We start from the raw sequence: 18,081 nt of genomic DNA on the forward strand, positions 1-18,081 counted from the left end.
CACAAGAAAAAGTCCTGACAAAAAAAGCATTCTCCAAACCCCATCATAAACCCTGAGACAAATACAGAAAGATCATAAAAAACACTAGCAAAAAACAAAATTATCGACGCTCACCATAATCTCCAAAAAATGTTTTAACTGCAGAAATAACTTGGTGAAATTTTAAATAAAAAATCAAAAAAAATGCTTTAATTTTCACATTAGCCGGCGCTTTTTTATCAAAAAATAATATTTTCAATCTGATTACCGGTGGAGATATTGCTATAAGCAACCCTTTCACTCTATTGGACTTAACCTTTCCTGAAGCCAAGCGTTTTGCCTTTATAGTCAACTCCGATATACTGAACCGTAACGGGTGAAATACCCTTGTAGAATCGGAGTACTTGAAGCCTATTCCTTTTCGCTTAGCCCTACTGCAAAAATCCACATCACCACCAGAAAAAAGTGAAGAATCAAATTGACCAACATTATAGAACACGGCTCGACTAACCGCCAGATTAGCTGTAGCACCAACACTTTTTCTCGCATACAAATCTTGGTTAATTCCAAAAATATAATCGTAACTCTCCGCAAAATTATATTTTCCAGCCCGAAGAACACTGAACATTTCAACACGACCAACTAAGATACCCTCTTCCGCTCTAAAATGAGAAACGATCGATAGCAACCAATCATCATCGGGAATACAATCTGCATCGGTAAAAGCTAATATCTCACCTCGCGCCACACCAACCCCGGCATTTCTTGCAGCATAAGACCCTGGCTTTTGCTCATTAATCATTAAACAATTTTCTGGACATTTCAAAAAGCTAGGCCGCACATCATCGGGGTCATTATTAACCACAATAATTTCGAACTGATCCTTCTTTAATTCTTGCCTACCAAGTGCATCCAAACATAACTGCAGCCTTTCCCAGTCATGATAAACCGGCACAATAACACTTAAAAATCCAATAACCATATATAAATAACAACCTAGAAAATTAAAAGACTACATTACTACCCATTCAACAAAAATAAATTCACAGCAAATCATTTTCTAAAACCACAACCAGGAAATATAGAAAACTTATAATTATCATAAAATCTGGACAATACGAGACTAAGATAAATTAACGATAAAAAATATGCTGGCATACCCAAGCGATTTGAAATAATTATGTAATCTGAAAAAACCAAAACTATAACAGAACAAAAAAACATCATCCGCATAAAAGAAAACCTATCAACATCTAAATGTATTACTGAAGCATGAATAAATAAAGAAACAATGAGAACAAAACTAACACTAGAGCTTGCAGGCGCCATACTGGATATTCGCTCTATTGCACTAAGTTTTCTATCTAGGTCAGGTAACCCAATCAAAGAAAACAAACCAAAAATCTTCAAAAACAACAAGCTCACTATATTCGAAAAAAAACCAAAACCAGAAATCAAAACAAACAAATAGGCAACCAAACGACTTCTCAACTTAATACAAGATAAAGAAAAAAACAAAAACATCGACAAATGACTAAAAAATGAGATAAAGACATAAAAAAACCCACAAACGCTGGAAGACCTATAGCACTTAAAAAACAGTATTAAGAAAAATAAACCTAGAAACTGCCTATAGAGAAACGCAAACTGATCCAAGAAAAAAAACATCAGAAAATAAAAAACCATGCCAAAAAAAATAAAATTTATACTTTTCATTAAAAAATAAAAAGGAACAATCCACATCACCCCAAGAAAATAATTAAATTGATAATAATCCAAACCAATAAAATTACCCACCCTATAAAACAAAACGGGAACAAATTCAACACCAAAGCGGTCGAACCTTAAGTTCAAGCCTTCATTATATGCATTATAATACTGAAGATAATCAGACTTTAACTCAACTCCATAAACAGATTTATACAAAAAATAGAAATAAAATAAAGAAAAGATTACAATAAAAAAAAGTCTGAGCCCGCCAACTATTTGTTTTTGAAAAAATGCACTGTAACGGCTACCCTCAATCATAATAATCTTATAAAAACATTAACATTGAAACGCAAGGATTTAGATTTATATATTTTTAAGACAGGTCTAATCAACGTCTAATTCTCCATCAGTTCATATACGGTAGATGCGTTTATGATTTTAGCCAAAGCCCTTCACGTTGCGCAAATACAGATAACACAGACCGAAGCCCCAGTTGCGTTGATTGTGGGTCAGGCCACCAACCAGCCTTAACTGCGTTCTTTGTCATCTCGAGGCGCTGATATAGCGTTACCACTTTCCCTCAAGGGCTTCCTGCGTAGCTCCGATTTGAGACACTATTCGGCGTACATCTTCTTGAGGCGGGGGGGGGTTCGTCTTCGAGCGCCTTCAGGCGCTTTATCCAGCCTGCTTTAAAATCGCCATGTTCTGGCTGTCGGTCAAACGTGATTTACGCATGTGGAATCTCTCGCGATTTTCAGCGTACAAAATTCCACTTAACACCGCGATTACTTTTCGGGGGGGAATTGCCCTTGAGCAACACTGTTTTGGCAAGACGCTATTTAAAGCGGACGCAGCCAGCGTCGATATCGCGTCTTAGCTATCAGCCTTTTAACAATTGACCATCTTTCAGGCCAGTTTGGATACAGATTTCTTTGCCGCACTGGACTTGCTCGGGGCACAAGCCTTTCTCGATATAATAGGCATTAAACTCCGGTACCGTTACGTCTTGGCCGTATGTTCAAATTCAATCACATCAACTGGCAACGCTTCCCCCTCAAAAATTCGTTCCAAACACTCTACAACCAAGTCTCCTTCTCGACTTTCCCAGTCGGTAAGGTAAGTCGAACTGTAGTAGCGCACTGCTTTAGCATTAGGGGTGTATTTGTCGCAAGTATTTTGAATTAGCCGCAAAATCTCAGTAACAGATGTAGCGGGCTCAGTTAACCCATGCTTTACGTAACCATAGTAATCCGGAAGTTCCGCAGGTTCGAGTTCATAGTATATAGGCATCACTCCAGCCAAAGCAGCCTCCAGATGGATACTGCTGTTTCCGGCGATCAGCCACCCTATTTGCTCCATGAAATCTGAAATTGGTTCCGTACGAGGATCGCTCAACATCACTTGTTGGCTATTAGAAAAGGCCTCACGATATTGGTCGGTATCTCGCAGTGCCTGGCCAGGATGCCAACGTAACCGTACATTTAGCCCCTTGCCTACCAGAACGTTTATAAATTCGATGCCAGCTTTGGTGTTGTCCATAGCGTTCAAAGCCACCCCAACCACGTTTTCGTGCGGACCACTGGACCTTCTCAGATGTTTTTTCTGACCAGAAAGAATCACCTGTGGCATCGGAACGTCTCGCACAGTATCCGGCTGGTTGGGTTCACACTCCAGGTAGGTGTCTAGCGCACACTGCCCATCAAGGAATGCGTAATCTACCCGTAGTGCCGGGAATAAGGGGCTCACAGATGCATGCTGCAGGTATACTGTTTTAATACCTAGATGATGAGCAACAGCAAGCATGCAACGGTTAGGAGTGTTGTGGTCGTTGGCTGTGATTACAAATTCCGGTTTAACCTGCGACAGCACACGATAGAAGTACGACAGGTATATATAAACCTGACAAAAATTAGCAAAATGCCAACTCACAGAAACAGGGTGTCGTGCTTTTAGCTCGCGGTATAAAGCCAAACCCCGTGTAGCGAACAAAATGAACGAACGGGCTATATCAGTAACCGACAGTTGGCAAGAAATGTAACCTTTGTCTTCATGTTTATTAGCCAGCAACCGAGAATCTGCAATACAAACCAGCTTTTCACCTCGTGCTTTTAACGACTCAATAGTCTGCTCCAGCGAACCCATTTGGTTGGCTGAGCCAGCGAATATCAGGAATTTAGCCGGACGTTTGAGCTCCGGTGGTCGTTTTAAGCGCAGATCCCGAAAGAGCAGAGCAACAAATTTTGCGACCTGAAGGAAAAGGCCGCGGTAGCGAGGCCTCTTACTGGTTAGCAATGGCAAATTATCAATCTGCTGCCCATGCAAATACGCCAACCACGTTTCCGGTTCGCCAACCAGCACGGTTTTCAAATCTCGGTACCACCCCATCAGACGAAGCTACCCTCAGTCACTGGCGTATTCGCATTTACAGCCTGCACAACCCTCCTGCCAATTACCTGCCCCAAGTACTTAGGCGCCAACCCAAACCCTGGCCGCACGCTTCGCACACAACCCTCCGTAATCAACTCACCCGATTTCATATCCTTCACGAAATAAAGTGACCGGCGGAACTGAGCATTACTCAACTCACTAGACTTGCGCCCATAATCCACTTTGCCCAACGCTTTCCAAGCCGTTTTACTATCCCGGCACAAGGCCGCAAGATCTTCTGGCTCTAGCGAGAAGCTGTCGTCCGGGCCTCCGCCCTTTCGATCTAAGGTAAAGTGTTTTTCAATAATTGAAGCGCCCAGTACTACGCTCGCAATAGCGGTTGTGTTGTCCAGAGTATGGTCAGACAAACCTGTCACCAAACCAAAACGATCAATCATGTCTGGTATCGTGCGAAGGTTGTAATCTTCGGCCGGTGCAGGGTAACCACTAACACATTGCAGAATTGCCAGTTCTTTACAGCCGCCCTCACTGGCTGCCGTGATGGCTTCTTCGATTTCTTCTGCGTTGGCCATACCGGTGGAGATGATCATCGGCTTTCCGGTAGCTGCTACATAGCGAATCAGCGGAAGATCTACCGCTTCAAAAGAAGCAATTTTGTAAGCTGGTGCGTTCAGGTCTTCCAATAGATCAACTGCCGTCGTATCGAAAGGTGAGCTGAAGATCGGGATTCCTATTTTTCTCGCATGCTCGAAAAGTGGTTTATGCCATTCCCAAGGCATGTGAGCTTCTTCATAAAGCTCATAGAGAGTTCGACCATCCCATAGCCCCCCTTTGATTTTAAAGTCATCGGAATCGGAATTCAGGGTAATGGTGTCTGGGCGGTAGGTTTGGAGCTTTACGGCATCCGCACCAGCCTTCGCAGCTTCGTCGACGATTTTAATCGCTGTTTCCAACTTACCGTTATGATTGGCTGAGAGCTCGGCAATAATATAGGGCGACTGATTGCGGGAAATCTCCCGGCCGGCGATTACAATTTTAGGTTCACTCATTATTCAATCCCTTATCCTTGATTTGCCACTCACATTTAAGCAGGCCTAGACACACAACATCATGAAAGTCATTACCGTCAAAATGCTGGTCTCGGAGACGTCCTTCTTCCATGAATCCAAGCGCCTTATGAAAAGCTATCGAGCGCTCATTGAAGCCAAGCGCTTGGCCGCAAACCTTATGAAGACCTAGTTGTCCAAATGCGTAAACTAAGGCCTGACTGCCTAGTGACCGCCCCGTACCTTTCGGGGCATCTGGTGACAGGTAGAACCCCCAGTCTGCCACTTCCTTGCATCGCGTTCGGGTGATATTCACAAACCCTCTCGCCTTGCCCTCGCTCTCATAAATCATAAGATCTACGGCTGGATTGCGACGGGCTCCGGCAAACCACTTGCGGTGTTCATCGAACCCGATCTCATGAGTGGTGTACATATAACGGCGAACTTCCGAGTGGTTGCGCCAGTACAACACCAACTCAAGATCCGCTTCAGTCATAGGACGAAGCCTGTACTTTGTCATCGACATCTCCCGACTAACAGCTGCATGATTTGCACAACGCTTGGGGCGCCCTTCCCATCAGTTATCCCAGCAGCGGCAAGGCTCATGCGTTCCAGGCAGCCCAACTCACCAATTTTAGACAACTCCAAAGGCAAAGCCGTTTGAGCCGCTTTGGGATCGGTGATCGTTAATGCAGCACCGGCCGCTGCCAGAGCACTAGCTCCGGGAACCTGGTTTTCGGCCTGAATCACCAGCACCGCTGGAAGCCCTAGGCAGCAACGCTCCCAAGAAGTCCCTCCTGCAGCTCCAATTGACAGATCCGCCAGAGACATCCGCTCGGCCATATCACTAACGTTCACGTTCACTGTTGCCTTGAAGGGTAACTGAGCCGCATGCCGTCTAACATCATCCAAATAGGGTGCCGCCGCGCCCATAATAATATCTAGGTGAGTATCCTTAGGCAGAGCCGTTGTCGCCAAGGCAAGCAGAACTTGACCTGTCACATTCGTTCGATCCACGCCACCCAAGGAAATCAGTATGCGCTTCAACTCAAGTTGGGCCCGGCGTTTCAAGCTGCGTTCCCGTAGTTCGGAGAATTCAGGACGTAACAAAGCGTATTCGGGCCCGATCAATCGTTGACAGCCTTCAGGCACCAGCCCGTCGTAATCCGATGGTTTGCGACCCAGGTTCTGGTCCAGCAGCAATGCACATTCGTGGTTCCGATCCGCCAGATCATCAATCACCATAATTCGGCCAACCGCTTTGGTGACCTGCTGCTCCCAACGGGCATCCAGGGCGTAATGATCGACCACCAACCAGTCTGCCTTCAAGGGCTCCAGGACCGCACCGGTCTGTTCTGCGTCTTCCAGCCAGGGCACACTCAGCCAGTCGGCGTAGGTATTAGTATCCTTTCCTGATAACTCCCGCTCAGTGCCGCTAGTAATTGGCAGCAGTGTGAGTTCGTAACCTTTTTTTGAAATTAACTCACCCAAATGACCTTTATGCTCACGGCAAATAAACCGGCATTCGTGCCCTTGCCTAGTCAGTTCATCCGCCAGTGTCAGGCATCGCATAAGGTGGCCTGTGCCAATCTGAACGGAGGCATCGGCGCGGAACACGACCTGCATAGAATGCTTTGTCATGAGGGCTTAGACTTTCGTGCATACAAAGCCTTGGCAAAGTTCAGGTCTTCGTAATCGTCAATATCAACCGCGCTTTCCCAAGAAAGCGGTTCAAATACGTGATCTGGACCATAGAACGTTCTGGTTGACAGCAATTCGTTTGCGTTAGCAACCCAGATGGCCCCGGTTGGGCAATACAGTTCCGGTAGGTCCTGCGACCTTTTAGCGGCAGTTTCCGGAAAAAGCCGCCGGGGATGGCCGGAGTCGTCCAGTTGTACCGCCCACCATGGGTTCATCCATCCATACTTGAAACAACTGATCTGAAAGCTACGTCCATGATGCTCGAATTGAGAGAGTGCCGCCTTAATATCTGTGCCTGTGCGCATCGGACAGTTAGCCATCAACTGAGTGACGGAGCTGTAGTCTTCACCCCAGTAATCGATAGCTTGTTGCAATGCTGATGCCGATGCTTCGCTAACCGGCGTATAGTCATCGGCAAATTCTTGTCTGAGAAACGGAACTTCCGCGCCCCACTCTTTTGAGACTTCGCCGATTTTCGGGTCATCGGTAGAGACCAGTATTCGATCAAACACTCCCGAGTCCTTGGCAGCCTGAATCGTCCAGGCGATCATTGGCTTGCCAAAAAATTCGAGAATATTTTTCTCTGGAATGCGTTTTGAGCCGCCACGAGCCGGTATTATTGCAATCCTGCGCGCTACCATACCGACCAGCCTCCGTCAGCCACTAAAGTCTGCCCTGTCACAGAGCTACTACCTTGCTGTACCAGAAAGTCCAGCGGCCCAAGAATCTCAGATTCAGATAACATGCGACGGCTCGGTGTTAACTCAGCGTATCGGGCTTTGAAAGCTTCACCCACTCGGCCCTCAACACCACCATAGGCAATGCAATTTACCCTGACACCTTTGCCTGCCATGCGAACTGCAAGCTCTTTAGTCAGATGTCCCAAGGCTGCTTTCGCCACCCCATATTGAATTGGTGACTGCTTTGGGTAGTCGTCGTACAAGTGCGGGTTAGCTGCAACGACACCATATTGCGACCCAATATTGGTGATTGTGCACAACTGATCAGGCTGGGCGTTGAAAAACCCCATAGAAAGTTCATAAGGGACAACAACATCCATCAGGTATTCCGCCAGGAAATCCTCCCGACTCGTTTGCCCAAAAGCATCCGTTTTAAGCGAATCGAGACTACGCGCATTATTGACCAAGTGGTTGATTTGGTAACCGCCACTTTGTAAAGCCTGAATCAAGTCCATTGCCGCAGTGGGACTGGTCAGATCGGATATAATCGCTTCAACGCCCTCTGGGCGGCCTAGCTCCTCAATGAAGGCCTGTGCACGACTTTCGCTGGTAGAGGTAAAAAAAACCCGCCACTTTTTGGCTAGAAAATGCTCAACAAATTTACGGCCAAACTTACCCGTTCCACCAGTAATCAGGATGGTCTGACTCATGCCTTTCCTCTTTCGAGCAATTCAACAACTAGCGTATTAAACGTTTTTGGAGAGGCTACCTCTCTGTTACGGATACCACCAACAAAGGCCTCCAGAGCAGCTTTAAATGCTGAGAAGGAATCGGTAAAGTTTAAGTCCTTGTAACCTTTAGTTCCGATTACGCGCACCGAAATAGGCGTTAAGCCATCTCCCGTCGCAAAAAATGCCGTTTGCACGCCACTGCGCCAACCAACGAGAAGTGTTCCAGATGCATCGTCTTCAGAACTTGCAGGAGTTGTCGCGTTGCCACTCACTGGTTCATCACCTTGAGGGAGCATGTTCAACACCGGCTCAATAATATGCACAGCGTACTTGCTCCAGGATTTTGGCGTGAAGGCAACGATTTTTCGTATTTCGCCCAACTCTCTCCTGTCTTCCTCAGTTAGCATCAGCTCAGCGCTGTACCTTAAGGCTGAACACGTGAAGATTTGCCCGGGATATTGCTCCAACTCATATAGCTTGTCCAATGCCGAGACTGACAATGCTATCGGCTTGTCTATGTAGATTGGCAACCCCGCCTTTATAAACGGAGCTGCAAATTCCAGATGGTTTTCGGCATCATCACGTGCCAATAAAACAGCATCAACCATTCCAATCATTTCTTCAGGTGTTGATACAACTCTTGGGATTCTGGCGGCTTTGGCTATTTTTTGTGATAGCTCTTCTTTTTGTGTCCAAACAACTACTACATCTGCACCATTTATGCGGCTTGCTGGCCAATTCTGTTGTTCCAGATATCTAGGGATCACCGGAAATCCGCATAACTCCATAGCTTCCGGATCGTAGCCATTGAAAATGGCACTCCATGAGTAAGGGTGCCCGTTGCCATCCGATAAGCCTATAATGCCCAGTTTTAGATTCATAGCGTCCATAAGGCTGGATTAATCAGGTTGAGATCATTGGTCTGAATACTTTCAGGAACCGAAGCCACCGGGGCACCCACAGCAGATACAACCTCCCTAAGTTGGCTAGCCGTTTCTACTCCCACAACGATTTTGTTGATTTCAGGGTATTGATTGAGATAGCCCAAACAAACTTGTAGTGGCGATAGATTCTGCCCTTCTATCCAAGCTTGGTAATCAGCAAGTAGCGTCTTCCAAGGTTGAAAATACGTCGGGCGCTGATCTTCTGGCATTAGTAGTAAGCCTTGCAGAAAGGCTGACCTGACATGGATCTCAGTTCCGAGTTTATTGAGCCGGGCCAACCAACCGGAATTCTTCAATCGTTGATCCAGAATATTCATTGGTGCCTGCACGACATCAAAAGCGAAGGCAGCAAGATTTTCGAGATCCTCAGGGCCATATACAGAGACCCCAATTTTCTCGACTAAACCCTGTTTTTTAACGCTCAATAATGCATCATAGAGCTCGATGCCATTTGGTCTGAGCAAATCCAGCGGGCGATGCAACATCAACCCGTAAAGCGAATCAGATTTAAGATTGGCAAGTGAATGCTCAACGTTTTTCTGCACCCATTCTGTAGGACAGTCGATGTTTTCCGAGCGCGGAGGGACCTTTGAAATGACATTAAAACTGCCAACCCCGGCGTTACCCAGTACTTGCTCGCTGTCACCATAAGCGGCTGCAGTGTCCAAAGTATCGACGCCCAACGAGCGTGCCACTTCCAATATTTCTTTGACGCTGGTACTGCTAACTCGGCCAGCGGTGTTGGCCACGCCATATTCCATACCGAACTGAACAGTACCCAACGCGACCTTCATGGCGCCAGTGCTTTTTTGAGGCTTGCTAATACCGTATCCTGCTGCTCGTCCGTCAAACCCTGAAACATCGGCAGACTAATTGCTTCACGGTAATACGCCATAGCCTCTGGGAAATCGTCCGCCGCAAAACCCATCGCCTGATAATAGGGCTGCGTATGCACGGGGATGTAATGCAGGTTGACACCAATGCCCTGCTCACGGAGGGCTTCAAACACTTGGCGATGTGACTGGCTGATCTTATCGAGCCGCAAACGTATCACATACAGATGCAAGCCGGAGTAACTATCCGAGTGCTGCCAAGGCGTAACAACCGGCAGATCTGCCAGCAACTGGTCATAACGTGCCGCCAACTCATGGCGGCGCGTTACAAAGGCATCCAGACGAGCCATTTGGCTAACGCCAAGAGCAGCCTGTAACTCGGTCATGCGATAGTTGTAACCCAAATCAACTTGTTGGTAATACCAGGGGCCGTCCGGTTCGTGGGTCATCAGACTTTGATCGCGGGTTACACCGTGGCTGCGCAACAAGTTCATACGGTTAGCCAACTCATCACTGTTGGTCAGGGCCATCCCCCCTTCAGCCGTAGTGACAATTTTTACAGGGTGGAAGCTGAACACCGTAATGTCGCTGTAACGGCCGTTACCGATAAACTCGCCCTTGTACATGCCACCTATAGCATGGGCGGCGTCTTCGATGATGCGGAAACCGTATTTCTGACTCAGCTTGTGGATAGCTTCCATATCACAAGACTGCCCGCAAAGGTGAACCGCCACCAATACTTTTGGCAGACGATCTTCGCGTTCTGCCTGCTCTAGCTTGGCTTCGAGAGCATTAGGGCAGAGATTATAGGTTTGTCGATCAATATCCACAAAATCTACTTTGGCGCCACAATATAGGCCACAGTTGGCCGAAGCCACAAAGGTAATCGGCGTGGTCCACAACCAGTCGCCCTCACCCAAGCCCAACGCGAGACAAGCTATGTGCAAGGCGGACGTTGCGCTGTTAACCGCCAACGCATACTTTGCACCCACGTGGCCAGCAACTTTTGCTTCAAATGCCGGTACCTTGGGCCCTTGAGTGAGGAAGTCTGACTGTAGCACCTCAAGGACTGCGTCAATATCTGCCTGGTTGATGTCCTGCTTACCGTAGGGAATCATACACTCTACCTAAAGTTCATTACTGCAACAGCTCGCTGGTGCCCCATGGACTGCGGGAAGCCTCGATGACTACCTCCCTGATCAGAAATCACCAACGCCCCTTTCTTCGCGAGAATTGGCACTATGTTCCGTAGTGGGACACACGGCGTCTCTGTATTATTTGGGAGCACCGAAGAAATATGTTTGTTTATCCTCGTAAAGGAAGATTCCAAATGACTCTTTTTTACATATGTATACGGGCCATCGTCGAGGCGGAGGCAGTCTTCAAGGTACACGAAACCTTTTAGTTGCTTACTATACGAATCCACATGGAATCCACGTGTTTGTGTGACACCGTTGTTTAGGTAAAGATTAAGATTTCTAGCCTCGGGACGAGCATCTCCCATATCCATCACCTGGCTTATAAGTTGCTGCTCAAAATATGGCCTCAACCTCTCTCCCAGAGAGGCCTGCCATTCATCAATGTTGAAGATGTCAATCATCCCCTGATCTTGTCCGTGACGAACCTGCACGACCGTTTTCCCATAACCCGAGAGCGCTACGTACCCGGATAACTTGGCATTTCCTTGCTGGAAAAGAACGCTTTCTTCTTCATTGACTGACTGGCCTGTTGACATAAATGCAGAAATTTTTTCTCTGATTTCGCTTAACTCCAGAGCCACGTCCTTCAATATATTTTTTGGAATAAAGTCAGGGATGATCACGACCCCCTCACTTGAGAGGGTCTTCTTGATATTCTCCTCTCCCTGATCAACTGTACAAATTACAGACTGAATCCTATCGGCAATATCTTGATTGGCAAGATTTTGTATATAATGCACCAGTTCATCATTGGTGAGTTTCACATCCGACAATGCCAGACAAGCCTCCTTGGACTGCTGCCTTGTTAACATAATCTCTAAGCCCAGAAAAGAGAACTTCACTTTACAACCTCACGTTATTCACTCTTGCGTTTCAGATCTTGCCAATTTCTGAGTAGTTTTTGTCGAGCCAAGCTTTTAAATGCGCATCGGTCATCCATTCAGTATTGTTATCACTGGAATAAATAAAACCCTCAGATACCCGTTTCCCATCCTTAATCCGATCAGCGCATGTCCCCCAATTATTGATATTCGGAAGAATCTTAAAATGCTCATGATACTCATAGGTAAAGTATGAATCTTCCGAACCAATCATCTGCTCGTGCAACTTCTCTCCAGGCCTTATACCTATAACCTCCTGTTTTGCATCCGGCGCAACAATTCGGGCTAGGTCGGTCACTTTCATTGAGGGAATTTTTTTAACATATATTTCACCGCCGACCATGTCTTCAAATGCGTGCCAGACAAGCTCTACACCTTCCTCAAGGCTAATCATGAAGCGAGTCATACGAGGATCCGTTATAGGCAGCACTCCCTTATTTTTTATGGACATAAAAAAGGGAATCACAGAACCCCTAGAGCCCATCACATTGCCATAGCGAACTACCGAAAACTTTGTCTCGTGCCCTCCCGAATAGGAGTTTCCGGCTACAAACAGCTTGTCCGATGCCAATTTTGTAGCGCCATAAAGGTTAATAGGACTACTTGCTTTGTCTGTGGAAAGCGCCACAACACCTTTTACTCCCTTATCGATAGCGGCATCAATCAGGTTCATCGCTCCATGGATATTGGTTTTCACGCATTCAAACGGATTATATTCGGCAGTGGGGACAATCTTAGTTGCAGCTGCATGAACAACATAGTCTACGCCATCCAGCGCCCGATAGAGACGCTCTTTGTCACGTACGTCGCCAATGAAGAAACGGAGTCTATCATCATCCTTGAATAACTTTGCCATCTCCCACTGCTTCATTTCGTCCCGGGAGAAAACAATGACTTTTTTTGGGTTGTACCTATCGAGGGTCATCGGGATAAATTTGTGACCGAATGAACCTGTCCCACCAGTTACGAGGATAGTGGAGTTTTCTAACATAATCAGCTCTTTTTTCTGAAGTTAAACCAAGGCATCGGATGCCGCTTCTGAGCGACCGCCCACGTAAGAAAGAATCGAAACGCCATTGAAATACAAAATGAATATGCTGCCCCTTCCAAACCAAACCTATTAATTAATAAGAGAAGGAGCAACACATTTAATCCACCGGAAGTTAAGGTGGCTAACGCTAGCAACCCGGTTTTTTTTGAAAAGAAAATATAACTGGTTTGCATATGATACATACCACCAAAAACCTGGCCTAATACAAGCCACCCAACCACAGCCCCGGCCCTTGCAAATGATTCACCAGCTACGAATGTAATTAGCCAAGGCCAAACTATAAATCCAAAACCTGCTCCACAAAGGATAAGCACATACCAAATATAAGTCATTCGAACGATCCGGCACTTCATACGTTCGTCGTCATACTTTAATTGCTCATAAATCCAAGGTACATAAGCCTTATTAATCGCATCAAATACCAAGGCCACTGCCATCGAAAACTGAACGGCCACCATGTAAACGCCAGTTTGGGCTAGACCGAGTTCGGCGTTAATGACAAATCGGTCTACAGCCGATAAAAGGAATACACTCCCTACATGAGGGATGAGCGGCACACCAAACCTTAAGGCTTCCCGAATATAATCTGGCCGCCAACTTAATAAACCAAGTAGATTGCCTCGCCTCAAAAGCCAAAGGGCTACAAACGCAAAGATTACGGCCGTCCAGACTTGCGCTGACATGCGGCCATCCGAGCCTTCTAAAAGTGCCACAACCAACCCCAAAGAGAGGGCAACATTCAGCAGGCTACGCGAGATTTGAAGCATGCCATACTTTAGGGCTTGTTTTCGAACCTGCCACTGCCCAAGCCGTAACTGAACGATTACGTTTGCTACACACACAAGGACTGCCAGCAGTATCCATTTTCTATCCAGGCCGAGCCACTCGGAAAACTTTGCGCTAAATAGTACCAGCACAATCAAAGATATAACGCTGGTTACCATAAGGATTTGCAGACAGGCCCCAATGAATTCGGCCAGGTCGTTTCTACCGAGGTTACCATCGTAAAACTTCCTACCCGCCGCGCCGTGCATACTAAGGCCGATAAAAGCAGAAAGCGCACTTATCAGAGTCTGGAACATAGCCACTTCGCCATATTCTTCCGGGCTCAGGTAGCGTGTGAGTATTGGTAATAGAGCGAAGGGAATTATCGCATTCAGGATATTCGAAATCAGATACACTGCAGAGCCGGCAAGCAATGTATTGCCTTTAAGTTTTTTTAACAACTGGAGCCTTTGGTTCTAGTGCTTTGCCATGAATTTATTGATCATCGATAGTCTTATGGGAGCGCCCAATAAGTCACATCATTTTTTACATTGCCAATTTCGAGACTAGGCCACTGCCTGAGAGTAGCTAAATTGGCTAGCCGTGCCAGCCATAGAATGCTTGCCTGATTTTTTGGCCTAGAAAGGGCCGCTCATAGAGTTTATGTCGTATAACCACGTTACAGCTTTTCTGCAACACCTTCTTTTCCCGAGCGTATAAATGCAATCACAAATACAGTAAACACACCAAGCATCCCACCTAACATAGTAGCCACAACTACTATCAGCGCCCGTTTAGGCTCACTTTTTTCCTGTGGCACAACAGCTGGATCCACTGTTGTGAACACATACTCGCTTTGGGCATTCGCCAGCATCACAGTACGGGTTTCGCTTTCAATAAGCTGGTAGAACACTTGCTGCATGCCGGCGATGTTAGTTTCGCTAAGTTTTCCTTCCAGGTATGCAATACGGGCTTCGGCTTTTTCTATGTCCTGCTTTCGCATGTATTCGTTAATGTCGTGCACGAGCTTTTCAGCCCACCCTTGAGCCACTTGCGGAGATTGGCTCTTGATGCTGATGGTGATCATTCCGGTGTCTTTGTTATCAGAGATGCTTAGGTGCTCTCTGATAGTCTTAACAAGATCCCAATCGGTAGGCTCAAGGCTTTTCCCGTCTTCATTTTTTGCCCATTCCCCAGTATCGGGATTATAGACTTCACGATTGATCACCCAGGTTTCCTGCTCCATGTTCCAGCTTTTGACTGCCATAAGTGGAACGACAAGGTTGTGGCGGTGTATGAAGCCCTTGAGGAAGGCTCTGGATTGCAACACCTCTTTGGCCATAACAGTCTGGTTGCCGCTCCCCCCACCAAGGCTGATACCAGCCAGGCTGGCCAGGCCGCCGAGCTGGCCACTAAGCCCCGCACCTCCACCCTCATCCTGTGCTGGAGCCAGGAGTACACTGGCCTGATAAATATTTGGTTTACTCAAAGCGTAGAAGACACCTGCGGCAGCAAAGATGACAGTAAAAAGAACGATGATCCACTTTCCGCGCCACAGGGTCGCAAAGAGTTCGCGGAGATCTATTTCATCGTCGGGGTAGCAAGACTGTTCTCTTACCTGAGGCCTGACTACTTCCTGGTTACCCATCAAAGATTCCCCACCGCTGCAGCACCCAGAGCCATCTGGTACACAATCTGACTTACGTTCGTCCACAACTCCAACTGATTCAGGCGGTCTACATCGATCGGCATGATAATGGTATCGCCTGGCTCCAATTGCTGGCTGCGGCCACCAAACCAGGCACTTTTCTCAGGCAACATCACTGAGCCGTCTGCTTTCACCACGTAAACCCGGTTCTCGTCTGCCTGGCGCGTGGGCCCGCCAGAGCGTTCCAGGTAGTCGTCTACCGTCAAACCTGCTGAGTGCAGGTGGCTTGTGGGGAACTGCACTTCGCCGAACACACTCACTGCCTGAGGGATAGTAGGAACGGTTAAAGCATCACCATCCTGGAGGCGAATGGATTGATAGCTGTCATCTTCCAGCACTGAAGCAAGGTCAATCACCATCCGCCCAACCGGGCGACTGCTCTGAACATCATCTAACAAGTCCTGCACCTGCTCTACACGCTGTGCAGTCTGACCACCGAAGCTATCGCCCTCTAGCTGAACCCCTAGCAGATCCCCCTGAAGTCGCTCTTCAGCTTCCCGCAAACGCCGGGCTTCCAGCTCACGCAGTTTTTTACGGGTAAATACCGCGCCACGGGGAAATGCATTGCTTGTAAGTCCTCCTGCTCGTTCAAGAACGTCTACAAGAGTCTCGCCGTCGCTGAAAGTGTATTCACCAGGATAGACCACCTCTCCGGCCAGCTTTATAGTTCGCGTTGCCCCAAACATCGGGATAGAACGGATCATCAAGCGGTCGCGGCTTTGCAACAGCAGGTCAACCCGGCCATTCATTGCATCAGCCAGACTGAACGTGCGCAGCTGAGTTTGTTCTATTCCATCACTATCCAGCTCCCTTCGGGCCAGCTCCGCATCAAACATCAGCGCAGAGTCGGTCAACCCGCCAGCCATAACAATGGCATCTTTTACCTTCCCTGTTGCTGGTAAAGGATATTCACCCGGATAGCGAACCGGACCACTGATGGTCATGGTTTGCTGAGGCGCCAAAGGCGTTGCCTGGGCTTTCAGGCGTTTGACTACGGGAGCCAACAAGGTTCTCCGGCTGTAGCGCTGGAAAGACTCGGTAGTTTTATCTGCTTCGTCTTGAGTGAGTTCATTTCTTCCCTCATCCGCAAATATCATCAACTGGTCTTTTTCCTGTAACACCAGGTCTTCTGCACCACCAGGATTGGCCATGGCGGCCTTAAGTTCCAGGCTTAGTACGGAGATTTTATGGGTTTCAGCATCTGTTCTGACCAAAGCCGCAAAATTCGTATCTGCGATTGGCAGTAGATCTGCGTCCAGGTTCCGTATTATGGAACTTACCCGCATACCCGGCACCCAGGCGAACTTACCTTCACGGGTTGCTGCACCGGTTATTTCAACATATTGCCCTGTTACATCCGCAATAGAGGCAACTGTAATCCTGTCGCCGGCTTTTACCTTCGCACGCTTGCCCTGGCTATCCGTGAGATCAGCCTCTGCTATTACGCGCAGAAACTCCTCGTTTGTCCGTTCAATGCGAGTTATCTGCGGATAGGCTTGCGACGTGAGGCCACCCGCCAGATTGACCAGTTCTTCCAGTGTGGTAGCGCCGGCAATTTCATACAGGGCCGGGCGATAGACTTCACCATCTATTCCGACACGAGGGCCTACGGAAGGAATAAACACGGCATCACCTGGTTGAAGGCGCACGTCACCACTGGTGTCTCCCTTGAGCAACAAGTCGTAGAGATCCAGAGTACTGACAACCTTCCCATTGCGCTTCAACTGAATGTTACGCAGCGAGCCCGTATGGCGGATACCGCCGGAAACATAGAGAGCGTTTGTTATGGTGGAAAGAGAGCTGACGCTGAACGATCCAGGCGTGCGCGCCTCACCCAAAACAAACACTCGCATGCTTCGCAACTCTCCCAGAGATACAGCCGCTTTCACGCCAATGTATTGCTCTGCAACAAGCCTGCTGATTTCTTCCCGGACCTGCTCAAAACTCATACCCGCCACATTGACCGGCCCTCTTTCGGGCATCTCTATTGTGCCGTCCCGTGACACAACCAGCGATAATTGGCGATTCTCGTTACCCCAAAGCTGTACCTTTAACTCATCGCCCGGGCCCAGTATATAGTTGGTTGGAACCGGGATTTCTGTCACTGGAGCAAAGGTGCTGGGCTTACCCTCAAACAGTTCGTAACCGTAGGGTTTCAAGCCATTATTCTTCTCGGTGAATGCCAGCTCCTCTGGAGATGATTTACTATCGTCTTCATCCTCATCCCTATCTTTGTCCAGCGGCTCAACGACCGATATCTGCTCGTTCACTTTCGGCCGGGTTTGTGTAGCACTCCCCGAAATCTGATCCAGGTCTACTCCATATTGCTGTGCCAGAGCCTCCTGCTGAGCTTTGGGCAGGGATTTAAACTGTTCGATCTGGGCAGATGTTATTGATTGAGCAGAAACACATAGCGGCATCAGGAATGCCAGAGGAAAAAGAAAGCGCTTCAGGTTCACAGCGGG

The 18,081-nt window shown here is 47.6% G+C and carries 16 protein-coding genes; all 16 read right to left on the bottom strand.

Annotation, left to right across the window (positions count from 1 at the left end; genetic code table 11):
* Positions 1 to 100 precede the first annotated feature (100 nt).
* Positions 101 to 961 (bottom strand): glycosyltransferase family 2 protein, encoded by an 861-nt coding sequence (locus DS878_RS08630; protein ID WP_113815580.1) that lies wholly within the window; start codon positions 959 to 961, stop codon positions 101 to 103.
* 71 nt (positions 962 to 1,032) lie between these two features.
* Complete coding sequence (locus DS878_RS08635; protein WP_113815581.1) at positions 1,033 to 2,007, bottom strand: EpsG family protein; 975 nt, start codon at positions 2,005 to 2,007, stop codon at positions 1,033 to 1,035.
* Between the two features lie 681 nt (positions 2,008 to 2,688).
* A complete protein-coding gene (locus DS878_RS08640; protein WP_261977871.1) occupies positions 2,689 to 4,047 on the bottom strand; it encodes a hypothetical protein in 1,359 nt (452 codons plus the stop codon).
* 26 nt (positions 4,048 to 4,073) lie between these two features.
* Positions 4,074 to 5,126 carry a pseudaminic acid synthase gene (gene pseI / locus DS878_RS08645; RefSeq protein ID WP_113815583.1) on the bottom strand — a complete coding sequence of 351 codons (1,053 nt, stop codon included), beginning with the start codon at positions 5,124 to 5,126 and terminating at the stop codon, positions 4,074 to 4,076.
* Positions 5,119 to 5,643, bottom strand: coding sequence for a UDP-4-amino-4,6-dideoxy-N-acetyl-beta-L-altrosamine N-acetyltransferase (gene pseH / locus DS878_RS08650; RefSeq protein WP_315971920.1), 525 nt, complete (start codon positions 5,641 to 5,643; stop codon positions 5,119 to 5,121). Before pseH ends, pseI begins: the two co-directional genes overlap by 8 nt.
* Positions 5,640 to 6,764: a UDP-2,4-diacetamido-2,4,6-trideoxy-beta-L-altropyranose hydrolase gene (pseG, locus tag DS878_RS08655; protein WP_261977704.1), complete on the bottom strand. Its 1,125-nt coding sequence runs from the start codon at positions 6,762 to 6,764 to the stop codon at positions 5,640 to 5,642. Before pseG ends, pseH begins: the two co-directional genes overlap by 4 nt.
* Entirely contained in the window at positions 6,761 to 7,465 is a 705-nt protein-coding gene (locus DS878_RS08660; RefSeq protein WP_113815584.1) for a cytidylyltransferase domain-containing protein, read from the bottom strand. The genes pseG and DS878_RS08660 overlap by 4 nt, the downstream gene beginning before the upstream one ends.
* Positions 7,459 to 8,214, bottom strand: coding sequence for an SDR family oxidoreductase (locus tag DS878_RS08665; protein ID WP_113815585.1), 756 nt, complete (start codon positions 8,212 to 8,214; stop codon positions 7,459 to 7,461). The genes DS878_RS08660 and DS878_RS08665 overlap by 7 nt, the downstream gene beginning before the upstream one ends.
* A complete protein-coding gene (locus tag DS878_RS08670; protein ID WP_187298769.1) occupies positions 8,211 to 9,116 on the bottom strand; it encodes a Gfo/Idh/MocA family protein in 906 nt (301 codons plus the stop codon). Before DS878_RS08670 ends, DS878_RS08665 begins: the two co-directional genes overlap by 4 nt.
* Positions 9,113 to 9,973, bottom strand: a complete 861-nt coding sequence (locus DS878_RS08675; protein WP_113815587.1) for an aldo/keto reductase — start codon at positions 9,971 to 9,973, stop codon at positions 9,113 to 9,115. The genes DS878_RS08670 and DS878_RS08675 overlap by 4 nt, the downstream gene beginning before the upstream one ends.
* Positions 9,970 to 11,130, bottom strand: coding sequence for a UDP-4-amino-4,6-dideoxy-N-acetyl-beta-L-altrosamine transaminase (gene pseC / locus DS878_RS08680; protein WP_113815588.1), 1,161 nt, complete (start codon positions 11,128 to 11,130; stop codon positions 9,970 to 9,972). Before pseC ends, DS878_RS08675 begins: the two co-directional genes overlap by 4 nt.
* A 5-nt stretch (positions 11,131 to 11,135) precedes the next feature.
* Entirely contained in the window at positions 11,136 to 12,053 is a 918-nt protein-coding gene (locus DS878_RS08685; RefSeq protein ID WP_113815589.1) for a hypothetical protein, read from the bottom strand.
* 31 nt (positions 12,054 to 12,084) lie between these two features.
* A complete protein-coding gene (gene pseB / locus DS878_RS08690; protein ID WP_113815590.1) occupies positions 12,085 to 13,083 on the bottom strand; it encodes a UDP-N-acetylglucosamine 4,6-dehydratase (inverting) in 999 nt (332 codons plus the stop codon).
* 2 nt (positions 13,084 to 13,085) lie between these two features.
* Complete coding sequence (locus DS878_RS08695) at positions 13,086 to 14,369, bottom strand: lipopolysaccharide biosynthesis protein (RefSeq protein ID WP_113815591.1); 1,284 nt, start codon at positions 14,367 to 14,369, stop codon at positions 13,086 to 13,088.
* A gap of 218 nt (positions 14,370 to 14,587) precedes the next feature.
* Positions 14,588 to 15,556 (bottom strand): Wzz/FepE/Etk N-terminal domain-containing protein, encoded by a 969-nt coding sequence (locus tag DS878_RS08700; protein ID WP_113815592.1) that lies wholly within the window; start codon positions 15,554 to 15,556, stop codon positions 14,588 to 14,590.
* On the bottom strand, positions 15,556 to 18,075 hold the full coding sequence (locus DS878_RS08705) for an SLBB domain-containing protein (protein ID WP_113815593.1): 2,520 nt from the start codon (positions 18,073 to 18,075) through the stop codon (positions 15,556 to 15,558). Before DS878_RS08705 ends, DS878_RS08700 begins: the two co-directional genes overlap by 1 nt.
* Between the last annotated feature and the right edge of the window lie 6 nt (positions 18,076 to 18,081).

Source organism: Marinobacter sp. F3R11, assembly GCF_003318275.1.
Taxonomy (GTDB): Bacteria; Pseudomonadota; Gammaproteobacteria; order Pseudomonadales; family Oleiphilaceae; genus Marinobacter.